At 63.7% G+C, this 22,334-nt stretch carries 16 protein-coding genes; 6 read left to right on the top strand and 10 right to left on the bottom strand.

What is annotated here, in order from left to right; translation table 11 throughout:
* Positions 1 to 78 precede the first annotated feature (78 nt).
* The 4 genes from glgX to treY all read left to right on the top strand — a co-directional run bounded on the left by glgX (position 79) and on the right by treY (position 9,420).
* Complete coding sequence (gene glgX, locus B0G71_RS32615; RefSeq protein WP_116147038.1) at positions 79 to 2,298, top strand: glycogen debranching protein GlgX; 2,220 nt, start codon at positions 79 to 81, stop codon at positions 2,296 to 2,298.
* A 140-nt stretch (positions 2,299 to 2,438) separates the two neighbouring features.
* Positions 2,439 to 4,361 (top strand): malto-oligosyltrehalose trehalohydrolase, encoded by a 1,923-nt coding sequence (gene treZ, locus B0G71_RS32610; protein WP_116147036.1) that lies wholly within the window; start codon positions 2,439 to 2,441, stop codon positions 4,359 to 4,361.
* Positions 4,358 to 6,568 carry a 4-alpha-glucanotransferase gene (gene malQ / locus B0G71_RS32605; protein WP_116147034.1) on the top strand — a complete coding sequence of 737 codons (2,211 nt, stop codon included), beginning with the start codon at positions 4,358 to 4,360 and terminating at the stop codon, positions 6,566 to 6,568. Before treZ ends, malQ begins: the two co-directional genes overlap by 4 nt.
* Positions 6,565 to 9,420: a malto-oligosyltrehalose synthase gene (gene treY / locus B0G71_RS32600; protein WP_116147032.1), complete on the top strand. Its 2,856-nt coding sequence runs from the start codon at positions 6,565 to 6,567 to the stop codon at positions 9,418 to 9,420. Before malQ ends, treY begins: the two co-directional genes overlap by 4 nt.
* Positions 9,421 to 9,558: 138 nt before the next feature.
* On the opposite strand, the gene B0G71_RS32595 is transcribed toward treY, so the two are convergent.
* Complete coding sequence (locus B0G71_RS32595; protein WP_116123870.1) at positions 9,559 to 10,902, bottom strand: hemolysin family protein; 1,344 nt, start codon at positions 10,900 to 10,902, stop codon at positions 9,559 to 9,561.
* A gap of 92 nt (positions 10,903 to 10,994) precedes the next feature.
* The gene (locus tag B0G71_RS32590) at positions 10,995 to 11,816 is read right to left on the bottom strand and encodes a sensor histidine kinase KdpD (RefSeq protein WP_116149082.1); all 822 of its coding nucleotides are present in this window, start codon (positions 11,814 to 11,816) and stop codon (positions 10,995 to 10,997) included.
* Between the two features lie 185 nt (positions 11,817 to 12,001).
* Between B0G71_RS32590 and B0G71_RS32585 the strand changes: the two genes are divergently transcribed.
* Both B0G71_RS32585 and B0G71_RS32580 read left to right on the top strand, forming a co-directional pair.
* The gene (locus tag B0G71_RS32585; RefSeq protein ID WP_027803023.1) at positions 12,002 to 12,343 is read left to right on the top strand and encodes an FKBP-type peptidyl-prolyl cis-trans isomerase; all 342 of its coding nucleotides are present in this window, start codon (positions 12,002 to 12,004) and stop codon (positions 12,341 to 12,343) included.
* A 32-nt stretch (positions 12,344 to 12,375) separates the two neighbouring features.
* Positions 12,376 to 13,155: an AraC family transcriptional regulator gene (locus tag B0G71_RS32580; RefSeq protein WP_116147030.1), complete on the top strand. Its 780-nt coding sequence runs from the start codon at positions 12,376 to 12,378 to the stop codon at positions 13,153 to 13,155.
* Positions 13,156 to 13,316: 161 nt separating this feature from the next.
* On the opposite strand, the gene B0G71_RS32575 is transcribed toward B0G71_RS32580, so the two are convergent.
* The 8 genes from B0G71_RS32575 to B0G71_RS32535 form a co-directional block, all read right to left on the bottom strand.
* Positions 13,317 to 14,507: an O-succinylhomoserine sulfhydrylase gene (locus B0G71_RS32575; RefSeq protein WP_116147028.1), complete on the bottom strand. Its 1,191-nt coding sequence runs from the start codon at positions 14,505 to 14,507 to the stop codon at positions 13,317 to 13,319.
* 315 nt (positions 14,508 to 14,822) lie between these two features.
* A complete protein-coding gene (purF, locus tag B0G71_RS32570) occupies positions 14,823 to 16,373 on the bottom strand; it encodes an amidophosphoribosyltransferase (protein WP_106282621.1) in 1,551 nt (516 codons plus the stop codon).
* A gap of 162 nt (positions 16,374 to 16,535) precedes the next feature.
* Complete coding sequence (locus tag B0G71_RS32565; protein ID WP_116147027.1) at positions 16,536 to 17,030, bottom strand: CvpA family protein; 495 nt, start codon at positions 17,028 to 17,030, stop codon at positions 16,536 to 16,538.
* 7 nt (positions 17,031 to 17,037) lie between these two features.
* Positions 17,038 to 17,958, bottom strand: a complete 921-nt coding sequence (locus B0G71_RS32560; protein ID WP_116147025.1) for an SPOR domain-containing protein — start codon at positions 17,956 to 17,958, stop codon at positions 17,038 to 17,040.
* Positions 17,959 to 17,987: 29 nt separating this feature from the next.
* Positions 17,988 to 19,298 (bottom strand): bifunctional tetrahydrofolate synthase/dihydrofolate synthase, encoded by a 1,311-nt coding sequence (folC, locus tag B0G71_RS32555; RefSeq protein ID WP_116147023.1) that lies wholly within the window; start codon positions 19,296 to 19,298, stop codon positions 17,988 to 17,990.
* A 297-nt stretch (positions 19,299 to 19,595) separates the two neighbouring features.
* Complete coding sequence (gene accD, locus B0G71_RS32545; RefSeq protein WP_012428630.1) at positions 19,596 to 20,468, bottom strand: acetyl-CoA carboxylase, carboxyltransferase subunit beta; 873 nt, start codon at positions 20,466 to 20,468, stop codon at positions 19,596 to 19,598.
* An 80-nt stretch (positions 20,469 to 20,548) separates the two neighbouring features.
* A complete protein-coding gene (trpA, locus tag B0G71_RS32540) occupies positions 20,549 to 21,361 on the bottom strand; it encodes a tryptophan synthase subunit alpha (protein ID WP_116147019.1) in 813 nt (270 codons plus the stop codon).
* 50 nt (positions 21,362 to 21,411) lie between these two features.
* Positions 21,412 to 22,323 (bottom strand): site-specific DNA-methyltransferase, encoded by a 912-nt coding sequence (locus B0G71_RS32535; RefSeq protein ID WP_116147017.1) that lies wholly within the window; start codon positions 22,321 to 22,323, stop codon positions 21,412 to 21,414.
* Between the last annotated feature and the right edge of the window lie 11 nt (positions 22,324 to 22,334).

The raw sequence follows: 22,334 nt of genomic DNA, 5'->3' as shown, positions 1-22,334 counted from the left end.
TGCGAAATCTTCGCGCCGCGCGCTCGTTGCATGAAGACCCACGATCGCGTTCAACAATCAGAACAAGGAAGGGGAATCATGTCGCATGCAATGCCCGACCGGCTTCTGCCCGGTTCGCCCTATCCGCTCGGCGCTAGCTGGGATGGCCTCGGCGTCAACTTCGCAGTGTTCTCGGCGAACGCGCAAAAAATCGAGCTTTGCCTGTTCGACCCCACGGGCCGCAAGGAAATCCGCCGCTACACGCTGCCCGAATGCACCGACGAAGTCTGGCACGGCTATCTGCCCAACGCGCATCCGGGCACCGCCTATGGGTTTCGCGCGCATGGGCCGTATCAGCCGCAGCATGGGCATCGCTTCAACCCGCACAAGCTGCTGCTCGATCCATACGCCCGCAAACTGGTCGGCCAGTTTCGCTGGTCGGACGCGCTGTTCGGTTATCGCGTGCATTCGAATCGCGCGGACCTATCCATCGACCGGCGCGATTCGGCGCCGGCCATGCCGAAGTGCGTGGTGATCGACGAGGCGTTCGACTGGTCGCACGACAAACGCCCGAACGTGCCGTGGGGCGAAACCATCGTCTACGAGACGCATGTGCGCGGCGCCTCGATGTTGCGCGCCGATTTGCGTCAGCATGAACGCGGCACGTTCGCGGCACTGGCTTCGCCGGAGTTCATCGAACATATGGTGAAGCTCGGCGTGACCGCGATCGAACTGCTGCCCGTGCATGCGTTTCTCAACGACCGCTTCCTGGTGGAGCGCGGCCTGCGCAACTACTGGGGTTACAACACGGCGGCCTTTTTCGCGCCGGAGCCGTCGTATCTGAGTACGCACCGGCTCGACGAAATGCGCATCGCCGTGCGTCAGTTGCACGCGGCCGGCATCGAAGTGATTCTCGACGTGGTCTACAACCACACCTGCGAAGGCAACGAGATGGGGCCGACGGTGTCATGGCGCGGCCTCGACAACGCCAGCTATTACCGCTTGATTCCCGGCGACGAACGTCACCATATCAACGACACAGGCTGTGGCAATACCGTGAATCTGCCACACCCGCGTGTGCTGCAAATGGTGATGGATTCGCTGCGCTACTGGTCGACGGCGTTCAATATCGACGGCTTCCGTTTCGATCTCGGCGTCACGCTCGGCCGTGAGCAGCACGGGTTCGATCCCGGCTCCGGTTTCTTCGACGCGTTGCGTCAGGACCCGATCCTGTCGCAACGCAAACTGATTTCCGAGCCGTGGGACATCGGTCCTGGCGGTTATCAGTTGGGCAATCATCCGCCAGGCTTCAGCGAATGGAACGACCGTTTCCGCGACACCGTGCGACGCTTCTGGCGCGGCGACGCCGGTTTGCGGCCCGACCTCGCCGCGCGCCTGACCGGCTCGGCGGACCTCTTCAACCGGCGGGCGAGGAAGCCGTGGGCATCGGTCAATTTTGTCACCTCGCATGACGGTTTTACGTTGGCCGACGTCACCTCTTACGAGCAGAAGCACAACGACGCCAATCGCGAAGGCAACAACGACGGCCACAATGAAAATTGCAGCCGCAACTGGGGCGTTGAAGGGCCGACCGACGACCCCGCGATTCTCGCCACTCGCAAACGTGTGGCGCGCTCGCTGATCACCACGCTGCTGATGGCGCTCGGCACGCCGATGGTGCTGGCCGGCGACGAATCGCTGCGCACGCAGAACGGCAACAACAACGCGTATTGCCAGGATAACGAAATTTCATGGATCGACTGGGAACGCGCGGATTCGCCGGACGGGCGGGAGATGACCGCGTTCGTCGCGCGCGTGATCGCGCTGCGCAAGCAACATCCGCTGCTGCGCGAAACGCGTTTTCTGTTCGGCGATCGTGAAGTGTTGCCGGGCCTGTTCGATGTCGGCTGGTTCGACGAACACGGCGACCCGCTCACCATCGAAGCCTGGCAGGATCCCGAAGGCCGCGCGTTCACGCTGCGCCGCGCGGGTCCAGGCTTAAACGGCGAAACAGAAGTATTGTTGATGATGCTTAACGCTAACGAGGAAACACTGCGTTTTACGCCTCCCGCACCGCACCTGGAATGGCACGTGCTGTTAGACACTGCGGAGCCGGAGAGCGCGCCGCATCGGCTGGCGGCGGCGGAGGTCGAAGTGGCCGCGCACAGCCTCGTGATGCTGGCCGCGCAGCCAGTGGGCGACGCCGATTGGCAAGCGGGCTGGAAGGCCGGTGCGCAGCATGGGCCACGGCTTCTGACTGCGCTGCCGCCCGATCCGGGTGCGCATCCGCCCAGTAGCGATACGTCGCCGACCACTTAGCCGGCGGCGCCGCGACCCGACAGCATGCGGGCTGCGTTATTGCGCGTTGTCGTCGTACGCGTTGTGCGTGTGTCTCAGGCAGCGCCGGCGAGCGACGTGTAACACGCGGCTCGAAAGCAAAAACTGAATGGTGACGAATCATGTCCGAAAGTCCGATTGATCCTCATGCGCATCACCACGCGCATTGTTTGCCGTTCGGCGCGCAGTTGCTAGGCGCGACGGGCGCGAAGCCACGCACGCGGTTTCGCTTCTGGGCGCCTTCCTGTCAACACGTTCAGGTGGAAATCGAGAACGGCCCCGCGCAAGGCGCGCACGATATGACGCCCGCCGGCAACGGCTGGTTCGAAGCGAGCGTCGACAGCGGCGCAGGCACGCTCTACCGCTTCCGGCTGGATGGCGAGCACGCGGTGCCCGATCCGGCGTCGCGTTTTCAGCCGCAAGACGTGCATGGGCCGAGCGAAGTCATCGATCCGCGTGCGTACCGTTGGGAACATACGAACTGGCACGGCCGGCCTTGGGAAGAAACGGTGTTGTACGAGTTGCACGTCGGCGCAATGGGCGGTTATGCGGGCGTGCAAAAGCGGCTGCCGGAACTCGCCGCGCTCGGCGTCACCGCCATCGAGTTAATGCCGTTGAACGACTTTCCCGGCAAGCACAATTGGGGCTATGACGGCGTGTTGCCGTATGCGCCCGATTCCGCTTACGGCCGCCCCGAAGAGTTGAAAGCGTTGATCGACGCCGCGCATGGTCTCGGCCTGATGGTGTTTCTCGACGTGGTCTACAACCACTTCGGCCCGGACGGCAATTATCTGCATGAATATGCGCGTTCTTTTTTCCGCGAAGGCACGCATACACCGTGGGGCCCGGCGATCGATTTCGAGCGCAACGAAGTGAGCGACTTCTTCACGGATAACGCCGTCTACTGGATCAACGAATATCGGCTCGACGGGCTGCGTTTCGACGCCGTACACGCCATTGACAACCACGCGTGGCTGCGCGAATTATCCGACCATATCCGCGCCAAAGTGCAGCACGGCCGGCACGTGCATCTGGTGCTGGAGAACGAGCACAACAGCGCGAGCCTGCTGGAAACGCATTTCGACGCGCAATGGAACGACGACGCGCACAATACCTTGCACGTGCTGCTGACCGGCGAAACTGAAGGCTATTACCACGCGTACGAAGACCAGCCGATCCGGCGTCTCGCGCGCGTGCTGTCGGAAGGCTTTGCGTATCAGGGCGACCCGTCGCCGATTCACGACGGCAAGCCGCGTGGCGAAGCGAGCGGTCATTTGCCGCCCACGTCGTTCGTGATGTTCCTGCAGAACCACGATCAGATCGGCAACCGCGCGTTCGGCGAGCGTCTGCGCAAGCTGACCACGGACGATGCCTTGCGCGCCGCCACCGGCCTGCTGCTGCTGTCGCCGCAAATCCCGCTGCTTTTCATGGACGAGGAATACGGCTCGACGCAACCGTTCCTGTTTTTCACCGACTACAGCGGCGATCTCGCCGACGCGGTCCGCGAAGGACGCCGCCGCGAATTCGCGCGCTTTTCCTCGTTCAGCGACGAGAAACGCCGCGCCCAGATTCCCGATCCGAATGACGTGAAGACGTTTGCGGCCTCATCGCCGCCGGCGTCGCACGAAGCGGCGAAGCAGGACAGCGATGAAGCGAAAGACCGGCTCGAGTGGATGCACTTCTACAAGTCCGCGCTTGCCGTGCGCGCCAAGCTGATCACTCCGCGCCTGCAACACAGCAAGTCGTGCGGCGCGACCGTGCTGACCGCTGCGAATGGCGGCGACGCCAATGCGCTGATCGCGCGCTGGAAACTCTGCGACGGGGAGACGTTGTCGGTCGCGCTGAATCTCTCGAAAGAGAGCGTGGTGTGCACTGAGATTCCCGCCGGCAAAGTGATTTTCGAAACGCCGCCGCGCGTGCGCGAACAGGTCGAGGTCAAGGTTTTGCCGCCCTACGCGTTCGTCGCATGGTTGACGGGCGACGTCTGCGGCTACGCCATCGGCCACGATGCTCGCGTTGCGGGACAACAGGAGCGCCACGCGTGACTACCCGACGCCCTCACGACACGATCGTCACTCTTGCCTCGCGCGCCGGCTTCGAGGTGGAGTGGCAGGATGCGCACCATACGACGCAGCGTGTGCCTGAAAGCACACTTACCGTATTGCTCGAACGGATGGGACTGCCGTGCGGCAACGCAACGGAAATCCGCCACAGCGCCGCCGCACTGGAAGCCGAATTGTCGGGCCGCAAACTGCCGCCGCTGATGACCGCGGAAGTCGGACGCGGCATCGCCTTGCCCATTGCGGCGATTAAATCGGGCAGCCACTATCGGATCGAACTGGAAAGCGGCTCGATCATCGACGGCCGGTTTACCGCGCCCAAAGGCGAAGAAGCCTTACTCGCACCAATCGACGAAGCGGGCTATCACACGCTCGTGATCCACGAACAACGCATCACGCTAGCTGTGGCGCCGCCGCGCTGCTACACGGTGGCCGACGCCTGGCGCACGCTGGACGACGACGCAAGCGGCGATGACACGCCCGCGCCGCCGCTTTGGAGCATCGCCGCGCAGTTGTACGGCTTGCGCCGTACAGGCGACGGCGGCATCGGCGATTATTCGGCGCTCGCGCAAATCGCTGTGGAAAGCGCGAAGCGTGGCGCGCACGCGCTCGCCGTCAGTCCGACGCATGCGATGTTCAGCGCGGAACCGGAGCGCTTCAGCCCGTATTCGCCGTCGTCGCGTTTGTGGCTGAACGTCACGCATATCGATCCGGCCGCTGTGTTCGGCGCGGACGCGGCCCACGCCGCGCTCGAAGCCACCCAGGCTGGAGACGCATGGTCGAAACTCGAACGCTTGCCGCTGATCGACTGGCCGAACGCGGTCGTGCTGAAGCTGAAGGTCTTGCGCGCGCTGTACGAGCAATTCTGCGAACACGAACGCGCGCAAAACACGCCGCGCGCGCTGGAGTTTCATGGCTTCTGCGAACGCGCCGGACGCGCGCTCGAAGACCACGCGCGCTTCGAAGCGTTGCAGGCGGCGCAACTCTCGCAAGAGGGCGGCAATGGACATTGGCGCAACTGGCCCGAGGCTTTGCGTGATCCGCGCAGCCCGGAAGTCGAAGCCTTCGCCGAGAGCAACCGTCACGAGGTCGATTTCCATCTGTTCCTGCAATGGCTCGCCGCCAAGGGTTTGTCGCACGCGCAACATGCGGCGCGCGAGGCCGGCATGGCCGTCGGCCTGATCGCCGATCTCGCGGTGGGCTGCGATAGCGCCGGCAGTCATGCATGGTCGTATCGCGACGACATGCTGCAAGGCGTATCGGTCGGCGCGCCGCCGGATCTGTTCAACCAGGCCGGTCAGGCATGGGGGCTCACCACGTTCTCGCCGCGCGCCATGCGCACGCAGGGCTTCTCCGCGTTCATCGACATGTTGCGCGCGGCGTTCGCGCACGCGGGCGGCATCCGCATCGATCACATTCTCGGCTTGCGGCGGCTGTGGCTTGTGCCGGAAGGCGAAAGCGCCCGTAACGGCGCGTACCTGCGCTACCCGCTCGAAGACTTGCTGCGGCTGATCGCGCTCGAATCGTGGCGGCATCGCGCGATCGTGATCGGCGAAGATCTCGGCACGGTGCCGCCGGGTTTTCGCGAGCGGCTCGAGGAGCACGGCATCGCCGGCATTCGCGTGCTGTGGTTCGAAGGCGCGCACGACGGCAAAGGATTCAAGCCGCCTTCGGCTTGGGACCGCAATGCTGTCGGCACCACGACCACGCACGATCTGCCGACAGTCGCCGGTTGGTGGCGCGGCAGCGACATCACATGGCGCAACAAGATCGGCCAGACGATGGCGCGCGCCGACGGCCGCGATCCCGAAGAAGCCGCCCAGGAAGAGCGCGCGAAAGATCGCGCCGAGTTGTGGCGAGCTTTTCAACTGGCCGGCGTGGCCGCGCCCGACGTCGCCGCGCCGCCGCCCGACCGCGCGCCCGTGGACGAAGCGCTCGCCTTCGTTGCCGCGACGCCCGGCCCGTTGGTGACATTTCCGCTCGAGGATTTGCTCGCGCAGGTCGAGCAGCCGAATCTGCCCGGCTCGATCGACGAACATCCGAACTGGCGCCGCCGCGTGAGCGTGCCGATCGACGAACTATTCGAAGACGACACATTCTGCGACCGGCTGCTCGCGGTGGATCGCGCGCGCCGCGCCGCGACCGCCCCGGTTCCTTCTTCCAATGCTTCTTCGGAGCCTGATACGCCATGACCGTCCCGCGCTCCACGCTTCGCCTCCAGTTTCATCGAGGCTTTACCTTCGACGATGCCGCAAAGCATGTCGACTACTTCGCCGCGCTCGGCATCAGCCACGTGTACGCGTCGCCCATCACGACGGCCGAGCCGGGCTCGATGCACGGCTACGACACCGTCGACTACACCCAGGTCAGCGCCGAATGCGGCGGCGAGGCGGGTTTGAAACGCCTCGTCGACAAACTGCGCGCGCACGACATGGGGCTGATCATCGACACGGTGCCCAACCATATGGGCGTCGGCGGATCGAGCAACGCGTGGTGGCTCGATATTCTCGAATGGGGCCGTCACAGCGCCTATGCGCGCCATTTCGACGTGGACTGGCATTCGCCCGACCCCGCCTTGCGCGGCAAGGTGCTGCTGCCCACGCTCGGCGCGGCGTACGGCGAGGAACTCGCGGCGGGTCGCATCGCGCTGCATTTCGCGGCCGACATTGGGCGCTTTTACATCGGCTACGGCCCGCATGTGTTCCCGGTATGTCCGACCGACTACGCGTCGATTCTGCAAAGTGCCGACCGCTCCGATCTCAACGCGCTCGCCGAGCGCTTCCATGGACTCACGACGCAGCCCAACGATCATGCGCGCGCCGCCGAAGGTCGCGACATGCTGCGCGAATTCGTCGCGCAAAACGGTGACTCGGCGATCGAGATCGCGCTGCAGGCGTATTCTCCGGACGACCCGGTCACGCGTGACCGTCTGCATCGGCTGATCGAGCGCCAACACTTTCGCCTGGCGTGGTGGCGCACCGCGTCCGACGAGGTGAACTGGCGGCGCTTCTTCGACATCTCGACGCTCGCCGGTGTGCGCGTGGAACGGCCCGAAGTGTTCGAGGCCGTGCATGCGCTGCCCTTCCGTCTGTACCATGAAGGGGTGGTGGACGGCCTGCGTATCGATCACGTCGACGGCCTCGCCGAGCCGCGTGAATACTGCCAGCGTTTGCGGCAGCGTCTAACGGAACTGCGTGACACCACGCCGTATGTGGTGGTCGAGAAGATTCTCGGACGCGGCGAACCGTTGCGTGACGATTGGCCGGTGGACGGCACGACCGGCTACGATTTCATGAGCGACGTGGGCGCGCTGCTGCACGATCCCGCCGGCGCCGAACCGCTCGCGCAAACGTGGACCGAGCTGACCGGCCGCAGCCCGCGTTTTGCCGACGAAGCGCTGGTCGCGCGCCGCAAGATTCTCGCGGAAAATCTCTCGGCGGAACTCGACCGCGCGGCCCGCGCGCTGCATCGCATTGCGCGCGATTCGCTGGCCACGCGCGACTTTACTTTCACGACGCTGCGGCGAGTGCTGACCGAACTCGTCGTGCATTTCCCAGTGTATCGAATCTATCCGCAGAACGGTCTGCGCAGCGCGACGGATAACGTCTATTTCGACCAGGCTTTGGAGGGCGCTCGCCAAACCCTTTCGCGCGCGGACCTCGTCGCGCTCGATCGTGTGAACGCGTGGCTCGGCGGCAGCGCCGAAGAGCCGCCGTCCGGCCGCGGCGGCGCGGCGTCGCAAGGCCAGAACGGTGCGCCGCCGAGCCATGCCGGTTCCGCGCGACGCACCGCACAGACGTTGTTTTCGCAGTTGACCGCGCCCGTCGCCGCGAAGGCGGTCGAGGATACGGCGTGCTATCGCTATGGCCGGCTGTTGTCGCGCAACGAGGTCGGCTCGGACCCGGGCGAGTTCGCGTTGTCGGTCGAAGCGTTTCATGCGGCGAATCTGGAGCGCTCGCAGCGCTTCCCTCACGCGATGCTCGCGACCGCCACGCACGATCACAAACGTGGCGAAGACGTGCGCGCGCGGCTTGCCGTGTTGAGCGAGATCGCGCGCGACTGGAGCGCGACGTTGCGCGCGTGGTCCACATTGAATGCGCTGCATCGGCGCGCGCTCGACGACAATTCTGTCAGCAGCGTCGGCCAGGACATGAGCTACGACTGGGCGCCCGGCCCCGCCGCCGAAGCGATGCTCTATCAAACGCTGGTGGGCTGCTGGCCCCCGGATCTGCGACCCGACGACGAAGCCGGCGTAAAGGAGCTAGCCGAGCGCGTCGCGCAATGGCAGTTGAAGGCGCTGCGCGAAGCCAAGCTGCAAACCAACTGGCTCGCACCCGACGAAGCCTACGAGGCCGCCTGTCGCGATTTCCTGTTCGACATCCTCGCGCCGCAGCGGCGCGACGGTTTCCTGAAGGAGTTGTCCGCGTACGTCGCGCGAATCGGGCGTGCCGGTGCGCTCAATAGTTTGCAGCAGACGGTTCTGCGGCTGGCATCGCCTGGGATTCCCGATCTTTATCAGGGCACCGAGTTGTGGGACTTCAGTCTGGTCGATCCGGACAATCGCCGGCCCGTCGATTTCGCCAAACGCGAGGCGTGGCTCGTGCAAACGCCGCCGTCGGAATTCCTGCCGGGCTGGCGCGATGGACGCGTGAAGCTCGCGGTGGTGCAGCGCGTACTCGCGTTGCGGGCGCATTTGCCGGAATTGTTGAGTCAGAGCGAGTATCTGCCGCTTGCGGTGCGCGGCAAGCACGCGTCGAGTGTGATCGCGTTTGCACGGCGGCATGGCAATGCGTGGGCCGTGGTGGTGGCGAGCCGGCTCGCGGCTGGATTGCTCGGCGACGAAAGTGACTTGCCGATGGTCGAGCCGGCCAAATGGGAAGACACCGCGTTGGAGATGCCGCCGGATTTGTCCGCGAGAGCGCTATTCGACTGGTTGAGTCCCGCTGCGCCGAAGGTCGATGAAAACGGTCTGCTGTATCTGCGCGATGCGCTGGGTGCAATGCCGGTTGCGGTGTTGGTGGAGGATGGCGTGCCGCGCGGGTGATCTTGCGGCTTTTGCAGGTGAAGGCGGTTGGAGCGTAGGTGCTTCAGCCGCCTTTTTGTTTCAGGCGTCCGTCGGCGAGGTGGCCACGCGGCATGATCGAGGCTAGCGCCGCGCCGCCCAAAGCAGCGCTGTCTCCGCTCAACCGCCTTCGTCGTCGAACGTTTTTGGATAAACCCGCACCAGCACGATACGCGGCCCTTTCATTTTCTTGACCACGACGTCGAAGCGGTCGAACTCGACTCTCTGCCCTTCGCTAGGCAGATCGTTAAGCGCCTGAATCACGAGGCCGCCGACCGATTCGGCCTTGCCTTCGTCAATGTCGATCCCCAGCGCGCGTTCCAGCGACACCACCGGCAAGCTGCCCTTGCCCATCAAGGTGCCGTCGTCCATGCGCGTCCAGTCGGCGTCGCCTTGACGGAACTCGTCGTGAATCTGGCCCACCAGCGCGCCGAGCAGATTGTCGAGCGTCAGGAAACCGATCGGCTTCTCCCGCTTATGGCCGACCAGCGCAAAGTGCGGCGCGCCCTTGCGGAAGCGGCGAAACAGTTCGAGCGCCGGCATTTCCGGCGTGACGTATTGCACGGGCCGCGCGTATTTGGAGAGATCCTCAAGTGTGCTGCCCGCATGGCGGGCCAACAGCAAGTCCTTCAAGTGGATCATGCCGGCCACGCGTTCGCCGGATGCGTCTTCGAACAGCGGATAACGGCTAAAGCGATGCCGCGCCACCACCTGCATGTTTTCGCGCAACGGCAAATCGCGGCGCAAGCCGATCATTTCGTAGGCCGGACGCATGAGGTCCGACACGGTCATGCGCGAAAAATCGAGCGAGTGCGCGATCGTGTTCCACTCGTCCTGACTGTAGGCGCCGTCCGTCGAGCCCAGTTCCGTGGCGACGTTGGCGCGGCGGCCGCGCAGGATCAGCTTGAGTTCGTCGGTGGAATAGTGCGAGTCGTGGCCATGATCGGCGTCGAGGCCGGCCAGTTTGAGCACGGCGTTGGCGCTCGTGTTGAGCACCCAGATTGCCGGATACATGGCCCAGTAAAAGCCATAGAGCGGCGTGGCGGCCCAGAGCGAAACTTTTTCCGCCTCGCGGATCGCCAGCGACTTCGGCGCCAGTTCGCCCACCACGATGTGCAGGAACGAAATGCACGAGAACGCGAAGAACAGCGAAATGCCGTGGATCAGCTTCTCCGACTCCACGCCGAGCAGGCTGAAGACCGGAGTGAGCAACTCCGCGAACGCGGGCTCGCCGATCCAGCCGAGCCCGAGCGATGCCAACGTGATGCCGAGTTGGCAGGCGGACAGATAGGCGTCGAGGCGCCCGTGCACTTTGGCCAGCAGACGCCCACGCATGCCATGTTTGGCAGCGAGGCTTTGAACGCGTGTCTGCCGCAGTTTGACCAGACCGAATTCAGCGGCAACAAAGAAGCCGTTGAGGGCAACGAGAAACAACGCACCGATAAGGGCGACAACCTGGATCAAAGCGAAAGGCTCCGGCAACAAAAGTTGTCAGTATAGAGGGTGAAAGCTCGGTGAAATCTGAATCGTGCGAACGAAGTGGCTGAGCCCACCGTTCACTTTGCGGCAGTTGCGCTCAGTGGGATGCGTAGCGCGAGCGTGGCGGTATTGCTGCCGGTTGTGTCGCCGCCGCTTGCTTCGCCTTGCTCGAAACTGCCGCCGTGCGCTTCCGCGACGCGCTTGCACAACGCCAGCACCCACGCGATCCGTTTCGCTTCGCGCGGCTCGCGCGCCTGCTTGCGGGCAAACGCTTCGAGCACATGAGGCAAGGCGGGATCCAGCAATGCGGCGCTGTTCGTGTCGTACGCGAGGCTGGCGTGCCACGTGCTCGTGTCGGCTTTCGTGGACAGAACGACCGTGGCGCCTTCCGGGCTCGTTTCGACCGCGAACGTCAGCATCAGCCATAACGCGGCAGCGAGGCGCTCGCGGTCGCCGTTGAGTTGCTCGGTGGCGAGTTGCGAGTCGAGCGTCACTTCCACGCCGCGCGTGCGAGCCAGGCCCGAGCGGACTTCTTCAACGGTTTCATCGAGCAACGGATGCAGTGGGAATGACGCACGGTTCAGCGCCAGCGATTTGGTTTCGGCGCGCGTAGCGTCGACGATCGTCTCGAGCAACTTGACCTGCTGGTCCACACCATTGCGAATGCCGGTGACGGCGCGCTGAGAGTTGGGGTCGTTCGCGTCGAGCTTGCGCTCCAGCACATACGCCCAGCTATGAATGGCATTCAACGGACCACGCAGATCATGCGACACCAGCGACAGCACATGGTCACGCATGAACAGCGCGGTTTCCGCGCGCAGATGCGCGGTGCGTTCGGATACGGCGAAGCCGGAAGGGACCGGCTTTTCGCCGGCAGTTCCGGTTGAAGACGTTGTCACGATCGAGCCTCTCAGGCAGTTCATGATGGTTGAAAGAAGCCCCATTATAGGCATGCCGTCCGGCGCGACCAGCCTGGCCGAACGGCCAACTGGCACGCAATCCGTGTGCCACGCGGCAATCCTCGGCATGCGGCGCCAACACGCCTACAATGTCGGTTTTTACGTTTCTGACTGAGGAGCGACATATGTCGACTGTGACTACCGAATCCGGCTTGAAGTACGAAGACATCGTTGAAGGCACCGGCGCCGAAGCCGTGGCCGGCAAGACCGTCAGCGTGCATTACACCGGCTGGCTGACCGATGGCCAGAAGTTCGACTCGAGCAAGGACCGCAATGACCCGTTCGCATTCGTGCTGGGCGGCGGCATGGTCATCAAGGGCTGGGACGAAGGCGTGCAAGGCATGAAGGTAGGCGGCACGCGCAAGCTGACCATCCCGCCGCAACTCGGCTACGGCGTGCGTGGCGCGGGCGGCGTGATTCCGCCGAACGCAACGCTCGTGTTCGAAGTCGAATTGCTGGGCGTCTAAGTTTTACGCTGTCCTGTGACTGCGCACCGTCGATGAGCCACGCCGCCGTTACCGCTCCTAGCGTTTCGCTGCGCCGCTACGGCGCGATCGAAGCGTCGGACGTGCACGACTTTCACCAGGTCGTGCTCGGGCTCGACGGCGCGATGGTGATGGCGGTGGACGGCATCGCGCAACGGCTGGATGCCGGCTCCGGCTGGCTCATCCCGGCGGGCGCGCGGCACGATTACGTGGGCGTCGGCGAAAACCGGCAGTTAGTGCTGGATTTGCCGGCCACATCGCTGGCCGTACCGGAACGCCTGTTCAACCGCGCGCGGGCCGTCCGTGTGGAGGGCTCGCTTGCGCAACTCGTGCAACGCATCGCGGCGCACGCGACCGGCGACGCTCTCGGCGACGAGCTCGACGCTCGGCGTTTTCATTGGGACGCGGCCGCACGCCTCGGCGCGGCGTTGGTGGCCGACGTGGGCGCGGCGGTTGGCGCACCGGCAGCCGGCGCGGGGCTCGACTTTACGCGTATCGACCGCTGGTTGCGCGCGCATTTATCGGAGCCTTTGCGGATCGCGGACCTCGCCGCGCATTGCGGCTTCGGCATGCGGCGCTTTCATCAACTTTTTATCGAGGCCTTCGGTGAGACGCCGCGTCGCTATTTGCAGCGGCTGCGGCTCGATACGTCGCTCGCGCTGCTCGCCGATCCGCGCCGTTCGCTGACGGATATCGCGTTGGATATCGGCTTCGGCGATCAGAGCGCGTATACGCACGCGTTCACGCGGCGTTTCGGACTGGCGCCCGGTCAGTGGCGCACGTTGCGTCACTGAGTTTTCGCGGCACCAGATTCATTCCACTGAATCTCGCCGCGTTGGCTCCATTGCACTGACGGACCGCACCGAAGCTCGTTGCGCGAGCCGCCTGATCGGAGCGGCCCGCTTGTCCTGCTTCACGCTGTTATTCGAGCCTTTGTCGCTCGAACCTTCTCCGCTCAACCCGCCAGACCGCGCTCCAGATCGCCGCGGATATCGCCGGCGTTTTCCAGACCGACGGCAAGACGGATCAGGCCTTCGCTAATGCCTGCCGCCGCGCGCGCTTCCGGCGTCACGCGACCATGCGTGGTCGTAGCCGGATGCGTGATCGTGGTACGCGTGTCGCCGAGGTTGCCGGTAATCGAGCAGATCTTCGTGTTGTCGATCACACGCCATGCATTCGCGCGCATCTGCTCCGGCGAATGGCCCTTCAGTTCGAACGAGAGAATCGCGCCGCCCGCCTTCTGCTGACGCATGGCCAGCGCGTGCTGCGGATGCGATTCAAGCCCCGGATAAAACACGCGGTTCACGGCCGGATGCGCCTCCAGCCAGCGCGCGATCTCGAGCGCATTCGCCGACTGCTTTTCGACGCGCAACGACAGCGTTTCCATACCCTTGAGCAACACCCATGCGTTGAACGCGGACAACGTCGGCCCGGCGCTGCGCACGAACGGAAACACCTTTTCCATGATGAACTGCTTCGAACCGACCAGCGCGCCGCCGAGCACGCGGCCCTGACCGTCGAGGAACTTGGTGGCCGAATGCATCACGACATCCGCGCCGAGCTTCAGCGGCTGCTGCAAGGCCGGACTGCAGAAACAGTTGTCCACCACGAACAGCGCGTTCGACGCCTTGGCGATCTTGCTGATCGCTTGGATGTCGGCGACTTCGGTCAGCGGATTCGACGGCGTTTCCAGGAAGAACATCTTCGTCTCCGGACGCACGGCGTTTTTCCACGCGTCCAGATCGGTCGGATCGACGAACGTGGTCGTGATGCCGAACTTGCTGAAGATCTGCGAGAACATGCCGAGCGTCGAGCCGAACAGCGCCTGCGAGCTGACCAGATGGTCGCCCGCCTGCAACGCCGACATCACCACCGACATGATCGCGGCCATGCCCGACGCCGTCGCCATGCAGGCTTCGCCGCCTTCGAGCGCGGCGAGACGATCCTGGAACATCGAAACGGTCGGGTTCGTGAAGCGCGAGTAGGTGTAGTTGTCTTCGGAATTCTTGAATTTTTCGGCGGCGTCGGCGGCGCTCTCGAACACGAAGCTCGAGGTCAGGAAAATCGCTTCCGAATGCTCGTTGAAGTCGCTGCGCACCGTGCCCGAGCGGACTGCCAGCGTGTCGAAGTTCAGGGAGTCGTCCATGTTGGTTCTGGTTTCCAATGTTCCATGGCTGCGGTTGGTGTCTGCGGCTCACATGCTCACATGGAGTGAGCTGAGCGCATCAAGCCGAATCGCAGCAACAAAAAAGCCCGCTTTTGCGTCGGCATAAGCGGGCTTCATGTGCGGGGAAAGCTGGAGCGGAGGTAGATGAATGCGGCTTTTCCACCATTCGCTTTAGCTGTTTCGGGTTGCCCCGCGTCCGCAAGCTGAGTTCAAATCGACGCAAGCCGTCATGCTAACACGCTCCCGGCACGGCGTGCAGCGTGCCTTGCCGGGAGCGTATAACTCGAATCGCGCTCAACCCACTGACAGTTGCAAATGCAATTGCGAACGGGCCGGCGCGCCGCCGTCGATCGCTTCGCTCGCGGCGTCGCGGTCCGATTGCGAGGACGGTGCGAGACGCGCGGTTTCGATGCGGTCGAGGTACTCGGTGGTGACGTCGCCGGTCACGTAATTGCCGTCGAAACACGACGCTTCGAATTCCTTCAGCGCCGGGTTGATGTCGCGCACCGCTTGTTTCAACGCGTCGACGTCCTGATAAACCAGGTGGTCCGCGCCGATCATGCGCGCGACTTCGTCGTCCGTACGGCCGTGGGCGACGAGTTCACCGCGCGTCGGCATGTCGATACCGTAGACGTTCGGGAATTTCACCGGCGGCGCCGCCGACGCGAAGATCACCTTGTTCGCGCCCGCATCGCGCGCCATCTGCACGATTTCATGCGACGTGGTGCCGCGCACGATCGAGTCGTCGACGATCAGCACGTTCTTGCCCTTGAACTCGATGCCCATGGCGTTCAGCTTCTGGCGCACCGACTTCTTGCGCACGGCCTGGCCCGGCATGATGAAGGTACGGCCGACGTAACGGTTCTTGAAGAAGCCTTCGCGATATTCCACGCCCAGCTTCTTCGCGACCTGCATCGCGGCCGGACGGGACGAATCGGGAATCGGCATCACGACGTCGATTGGAACGTCGGGCAGCTCGCGCTTGATCTTCTCCGCGAGGTAGTCGCCCATGCGCAGACGCACGTTGTAGACCGGCACGCCGTCGAGCACCGAATCCGGACGCGCCAGATACACGAGTTCGAAAATGCAGGGATTCAGGCTCGGGTTGGTGGCGCATTGCTGCGAGTGCAGATTGCCTTCGATGTCGATGAAAATCGCTTCGCCCGGCGCCACGTCGCGCACGAATTCGAAGCCGATACCTTCAATCGCCACCGACTCCGACGCCAGGATCCACTCGACGCCTTCCGCCGTTTCCTGCTTGCCGAGGCACAGCGGACGAATACCGAACGGGTCACGGAAGCCCAGCAGGCCGTAGCCGGCGATCAGCGACACGATCGCATACGACCCGCGCACCCGGCGATGCACGCCGGACACCGCCTTGAACAGCGCAGCCGGATCGAGTTGCAGGCCCGAGCTGGAAAGCTGCAATTCGTGCGCGAGCACGTTGAGCATGACTTCCGTGTCGGAATTGGTGTTGATGTGGCGGCGATCGATGCGGAACATCTCATCTTTCAGCTGCTGCCAGTTGGTCAAGTTGCCGTTGTGGGCGAGGATGATGCCGAACGGCGCGTTCACGTAGAACGGCTGGGCTTCTTCTTCGCTCGATGCGGAACCGGCGGTCGGGTAACGGACCTGGCCGATACCGGTGGTGCCGGGCAGGCTGCGCATGTTGCGCGTGCGGAACACGTCGCGCACCATGCCGTTGGCCTTGTGCATGTGGAAGTTGCTGCCGTTCGCTGTCGCGATGCCGGCGGCGTCCTGACCGCGATGCTGCAGGAGCAGCAGGCTGTCATAGATCAGCTGATTGACCGGAGAGTGGGAAACTACGCCTACGATGCCGCACATGGCATGTCCTTCAAAGGTACGAAATTCGTCATGGCGGCCGCTGCCTGCGATCGTGTCCCAAGGGACTTCCTTCGAGACGTTAGCGAAGCTAAGCGACCGAACGTAAAGGCAGCCGGTTTGCGCCGGTGTCCTGCTGCGTCTCCCTCGCCGCTCGCCTGATCGTCACACTCGGACGTAAGCAGCCAGCGGCTCGGGAAGCAGCGGTTTCATTACGTGCACGCCCTCGACCGCATAGGGCCGAAGCAAGGCGTTGCGCCAGAATTCCTGTTGGGGCAGTTCGGTCAAGCCAGCCAGGGCGACCAGAATCAGCACCAGAACGACCCCGCGCACGAGGCCGAACATCAAACCGAGCGAACGGTCCACGCCGCTCAAGCCGGTTGCCTGCACGATGCGGCTCAAAAGGGCGTTCAGCACGCTCGCCACGAGCACCACACCGACCACCACCAGCGCAAAGGCCAGCAGCCATTGGGTCAACGCCCCGCCCGGCCACGTGGACGGGATATACGGGACAACGTAACCCACAAAGCGGCAAGCAATGAAAAACGCCGCGATCCAGCCGATCAGCCCGAATATCTCCGACAAAAACCCGCGCCATGTGCCGCGCAGCGCTGACAAACCGATCACCGCCATTACAGCGTAGTCGAAGGCAGTGAACATCGCTCGCTTACTGTGCGGTGCCGCTGTTCGCGCCCGACGTCAAGCCGACCTCGCGAACCTTTGCAATGGCCGCGCTCGCTGCTGCGCGGTCGGCGAACGGGCCGGCTCGCAGCAACGTGAGCGTGGAGCCGTCAGCCTGCTTGCGATGTTCGGTATATGCGGGCACACCTGCCGCTTTCAACTTGGCCGCCCAATTGCGTGCGTTGGCGTCGTTCGCGAAGGCGCCGAGTTGGACGGCGAAACGGCTGCCCGCCGGCGATGCCGGCGTGCCGGAATTCGCGTCCGCGCTGGCGGCCGTGTTCGAGTTGTCGGAACTTGGAGCTTGAGCAGCCGGCGCGGTCGCGGCGTTATGCGTGACCGGCGGTTTGGCCGCCGGTTTGGCAGGTGTTGCGGGCGCCGGCGTAGTGTTCGCCGCCACGGACGGTGCTTGCGGCTTAACTGCCGGCTTGGCTGCGGACGCCGCTGCGTTCGTCTCCGTGCTCGCTTGCTTCGTGGTGCCGGACTGGCCTTGCCTTGCTGCCGTTGCCGGCGCAAGACCGGATGCGGCGAGTGCCGCGTCTGGCGTTGCAGGATTATCCGGCGCTACGCCGGCCTGCGTGTCTTCCTGAGCTTTAGCGAGCTTCGGCGCAGGACGGCTGGGAATGTCGATGGAGATGTCGTCTGTGACGGGCTTAGGGTGCGAGTCCAGCACCATGGGCAGGATGACGACCGCCGCCACGACCATCGCGATCGCGCCGACGAGCCGGCGACGCGCACGCTGCTTTTCCGGCAACGTAGGGTCGAGCAGCATCGCATCGGCGTCGACGGTGCGCTCCGTGCGGCGGGTTCGCCGCTCCACGCGCTCGCCACGGGCGGCCCGGGAGGAACTGGTGTTTGCGCCGCGCCGGGTGGGTGCGTCGTCTTTCTTGCCGAACGAGAAAATTCCCATGAATCGCTTGGTTCGAGCCTGGCGCCCGTTCAGTGTTGCTGCGATTTACGGTAGGCCATCACGCCTGCTACCGTATAGAAACTGCCGAAAACCACGATTCTATCATTCTCTGACGCTCGTTTTAGCGCGTCTTGGAAAGCCTCTGCCGGCGTGGCGTAACGCGTCACGCTGCTGTCGACTCCCTGTTCCACGCCCTGCTCGCGCAAGGCCGCTTCGAGTTCTTCCGCTGACGCCGCCCGCGGTGTCGGCAAATCGGTGACGCACCAGTGATCGATTTCGCCTTTCAGGTGCGCCAGCACGCCGGCAATGTCCTTGTCGCGCATCGCGCCGAACACCGCGTAGGTGTACGGGAAAAAACCCATGTTGCCGAGATTTTGCGACAACACCGCGGCCGCGTGCGGATTGTGGCCGACATCCAGCACGACGGCCGGCTTGCCCGGCAGCACCTGGAAACGTCCCGGCAGTTCCACGTTGGCAAGGCCGAGGCGGATGTCTTGCGCCGAAACCGGCAGACGGTCACGCAGCGCTTCGAGCCCGGCCAGCGCCGCCGACGTGTTGATCAACTGGTTCGCGCCGCGCAATGCCGGATAAGCCAACGCCGAGCGCCGCATGGTTGGGCCGACGTAACTCCATTGCTGGCGCTCGCTGCCGGCCTGGCCTTCATAGCGAAAATCGCGGCCGAACAGCCACAATTCGGCGCCGATTTTTTCCGCGTGATCGATCAGCGATTGCGGCGGCACCGGGTCCGCGCAGATCGCCGGCTTGCCCGGACGGAAAATACCGGCTTTTTCGAAGCCGATTTTCTCGCGCGTGTCGCCGAGATATTCCGTGTGATCGATATCGATGCTGGTGATGATCGCGCAATCCGTATCGAGGATATTGACCGCATCCAGGCGGCCGCCCAAGCCGACTTCGAAAATCACCGCGTCCAGTCCGCGCGAAGCGAACAGACTCATGATCGCCAGCGTCGTGAATTCGAAGTAGGTCAGCGTGACCGGTTCGGCGAGGCTCAGGCGCGCGGCTTCGACGGTTTCGAAGTGCGGCAGCAGATCGGCGTCGCTCGCCATTTCGCCGTTGACCCGCGCGCGCTCGTTGAACGTGAGCAGATGCGGCGAGGTGTGACAGCCGACCGTGAACCCGGCGCGCAGAAGAATGGATTCGAGAATCGCGCAAGTGGAACCCTTGCCATTCGTGCCGCCGACGGTGATGACCGGACACGCGAACGACAGCTGCATCGCGTCGCGCACCTGGCTGATACGGGCCAGCCCCATGTCGATGCCGACCGGATGCGCGGATTCAAGGTGCGTGAGCCACGCGTCGAGGGTGGGGAATGTGGTCATCGGCGAATCGCGAGTAAATCGAGTAGGCAGTGTTGCGAATGGGCGCGGAGCGAAGCGTGCGGCTGCGGCTGCGGCTGCGGCTGCGGTCTAGTCCCGGCGGGCGCCACTTTATGCGCGCAAACCACGCACACCTGCGCCGGCCGCGCTGTCAGCAACCGTCGCCGCGTTGCGAGACCGTGATTATCCCGGAAATGACAGCGCGCCGCTTGATCACTCACGCGGCGCGCTATTTTTTACTGCTTTTCTGACGGCCGCCGCACTCGAGAACGCGCGACGACGGTTCACGGCAGAGCCTGCTTACGCGACTGCGTCAGCCGGTTGATGACTCAGCAGCGCCATCAGTTGAGCAAGCTCTTCACGCAGCTTGCGACGGTCGACGATCATGTCGATCGCGCCCTTGGTCAGCAGGAACTCGGCGCGCTGGAAGCCTTCCGGCAGCTTCTCACGCACGGTTTGTTCGATCACGCGCGGACCGGCAAAGCCGATCAGCGCCTTCGGCTCCGCGATCACCACGTCGCCGAGGAACGCGAAACTGGCCGACACGCCGCCCATGGTCGGGTCGGTCAGCACGGAGATGAACGGCAGCTTGGCCTCGGCCAGCTTGGTGAGCATGGCCGTGGTCTTGGCCATCTGCATCAGCGACAGCAGGCTTTCCTGCATGCGCGCGCCGCCCGAAGCGGTAAAGCAGATGAACGGCACTTTCTGTTCGAGTGCGTTCTGCGCGCCGCGCGCGAAGCGCTCGCCGACCACCGAGCCCATCGAGCCGCCCATGAACGAGAACTCGAAGCAGGCCACCACCACCGGCAGCGTATGGATCGCGCCGCCCATGACGACCATCGCGTCGGTTTCGTCGGTGTCGTCCATCGCCTCTTTCAGGCGGTCCGGATACTTGCGGCTGTCTTTGAACTTGAGCGCGTCGACCGGAACGATTTCCTGGCCGATCTCATAACGACCTTCCGGATCGAGCAGGCCGTCGAGCCGCTCACGCGCGCCAATACGCATGTGATGGTCGCACTTCGGGCAAACATGCAGATTGGCCTCGACGTCGTTGCGGTATAGCACCGCTTCACACGACGGGCACTTGATCCACAGCCCTTCCGGAATCCCCTTGCGGTTTTTCGGGTCGGTTTGTTTGATTTTCGGCGGCAGCAGTTTGTCGAGCCAGCTCATAGTGAATCCTTCTCGGGTCTACGATCGCGCAAACGGCGGGACAAGCCCGCCGCTCACACTACAGAAGACAAAAATAACTGTTATCGGGCAGTCGCGACGCTATCCAGCGCCTCGCGCACTTCGGCGACGAAACGCGTCAGCGTCTCGGCAGCGGCTTCCGGCGCGGCCTGTTCGAGCAATTGCACGATGCGGCTGCCGATCACGACGGCATCGGACACTTCAGCCACCGAACGCGCGGTTTGCGCGTCGCGGATGCCGAAACCGACGCCCACCGGCAGGGGAACGCGCGACTTGATGGCCGGGATTTTACTCGCGATGCTGGAAACGTCCAGATTTGCCGCTCCGGTCACGCCTGTTAACGACACATAATAGACGTAGCCGCTGGCAATCTTGCCGACTTCCGCGATACGCTCGTCGGTCGACGTGGGCGCCAGCAGGAAAATCGGATCGATGCCGGCAGATCGCATCTGTTCAGCGAAGTTAGCACACTCTTCGGGCGGATAATCGACAACCAGTACGCCGTCTACGCCGGCTTCCTTCGCCGTCCTCGCAAAGGTTTCGGTGCCCATGCGTTCGATCGGATTGGCATAGCCCATCAGCACGACGGGCGTGGTGTCGTTGGTCTCGCGAAAGCGCTTCACGTCGGCGATCACGGTGCGCAGCGACACACTCTGGGCCAACGCCCGTTCCGACGACTGCTGAATCACCGGACCATCGGCCATTGGGTCGGAAAACGGCACACCGAGCTCGATCACATCCGCGCCGCCGGCGGCGAGCGCATGCATGAATTCGACGGTGCGAGCGGGATCCGGGTCGCCGGCCGTCATGAACGGAATCAGGCCTTTCTTACCCTGGGCGGACAGCGCAGCAAACGTGTTCTTGATACGGGACATGGAATATTCTCGGATTTGGGCCACTGCGCAGCGTGCTGATTGCACGCCGCTCACTGCACTTCGGTCTGCCGTTGAGTTTTGGCTTTGACCCGACGCGCAGCAGGCGGATTGGCAGCCGCGCTGACGCGTTCGCGCGCAATCGCGCAGTAGCTCTCATTGATTTCATAGCCGACGAATTCGCGCTGCTGACGGGCGCAAGCGACTGCGGTGGTGCCGCTGCCCATGAAAGGATCGAGCACGCGCCCGCCCTTCGGACAACTTGCCAGCACCATCCGCTCGACAATTTCCAGAGGCTTCTGGGTGGGATGCGCGACGCGCTCGGCATGTTGCCGATGCAGCCGCGAAACCGACCAGACATCTTTTGGATTATAGCCAACCTCGAGCCACTTGCTGCCTTCGAACAATTTACGCGAACGCGCCTTCTTCGTAGCGGCATCGTACGGGATGCGGACGGGATCGAGATCGAAGAAGTAATCCTTCGACAGTGCGAAAAAGCCGATGTTGTCGTGCACCGAAGTGAACCGGCGCACCGTACCGCCCATGCTCGGCACACGCCGGTCCCAGATGATTTCGTTGATCATCGTGAGTTTTGTCTTCAGGAAGCTGAAGATTTCCGGCGCGTACTGCCAGGTGCAGAAAATGTAGAGCGAACCCGACGGTTTGAGCTTCGGAATAGCCATTTCGAGCCAGCCACGCGTCCAGGCGAGAAAATCTTCGCCCGTGCGCATGTCGGAGTCGTTGCCATAATCCTTGCCGAGCCCGTAGGGCGGATCACATACGATCAGATCGATCGATCCGTCGGGAATGTTCGCAACATCGGTCAGAAAATCGCGGTTCAACAGCTGGATGCCGGCAGGCACCTGCGGCAATAGCAATGCAGGCGCCTCGGCCGCCGGACTATCGGCGGCCGGCGTTTCCGTGGTTTCAATTGCCGGCTGCGGCTCGTCGAACTCGTCACGCATCGTCGCGGCGC

The sequence above is a fragment of the Paraburkholderia sp. BL27I4N3 genome (assembly GCF_003386115.1).
GTDB lineage: Bacteria > Pseudomonadota > Gammaproteobacteria > Burkholderiales > Burkholderiaceae > Paraburkholderia.
The sequence above is the reverse complement of the archived record's forward strand: the minus strand, read 5'-3'. Positions and strand labels throughout refer to the sequence as shown.

Excerpts from the sequence above, each read along its gene's own strand:
- glgX (WP_116147038.1), top strand. The coding sequence starts at position 79 with ATGTCGCATGCAATGCCCGACCGGCTTCTGCCCGGTTCGCCCTATCCG.
- treZ (WP_116147036.1), top strand. The coding sequence starts at position 2,439 with ATGTCCGAAAGTCCGATTGATCCTCATGCGCATCACCACGCGCATTGT.
- treY (WP_116147032.1), top strand. The coding sequence starts at position 6,565 with ATGACCGTCCCGCGCTCCACGCTTCGCCTCCAGTTTCATCGAGGCTTT.
- B0G71_RS32585 (WP_027803023.1), top strand. The coding sequence starts at position 12,002 with ATGTCGACTGTGACTACCGAATCCGGCTTGAAGTACGAAGACATCGTT.
- B0G71_RS32580 (WP_116147030.1), top strand. The coding sequence starts at position 12,376 with ATGAGCCACGCCGCCGTTACCGCTCCTAGCGTTTCGCTGCGCCGCTAC.
- B0G71_RS32575 (WP_116147028.1), bottom strand. The coding sequence starts at position 14,507 with ATGGACGACTCCCTGAACTTCGACACGCTGGCAGTCCGCTCGGGCACG.
- purF (WP_106282621.1), bottom strand. The coding sequence starts at position 16,373 with ATGTGCGGCATCGTAGGCGTAGTTTCCCACTCTCCGGTCAATCAGCTG.
- B0G71_RS32565 (WP_116147027.1), bottom strand. The coding sequence starts at position 17,030 with ATGTTCACTGCCTTCGACTACGCTGTAATGGCGGTGATCGGTTTGTCA.
- B0G71_RS32560 (WP_116147025.1), bottom strand. The coding sequence starts at position 17,958 with ATGGGAATTTTCTCGTTCGGCAAGAAAGACGACGCACCCACCCGGCGC.
- folC (WP_116147023.1), bottom strand. The coding sequence starts at position 19,298 with ATGACCACATTCCCCACCCTCGACGCGTGGCTCACGCACCTTGAATCC.
- accD (WP_012428630.1), bottom strand. The coding sequence starts at position 20,468 with ATGAGCTGGCTCGACAAACTGCTGCCGCCGAAAATCAAACAAACCGAC.
- trpA (WP_116147019.1), bottom strand. The coding sequence starts at position 21,361 with ATGTCCCGTATCAAGAACACGTTTGCTGCGCTGTCCGCCCAGGGTAAG.
- B0G71_RS32535 (WP_116147017.1), bottom strand. The coding sequence starts at position 22,323 with ATGCGTGACGAGTTCGACGAGCCGCAGCCGGCAATTGAAACCACGGAA.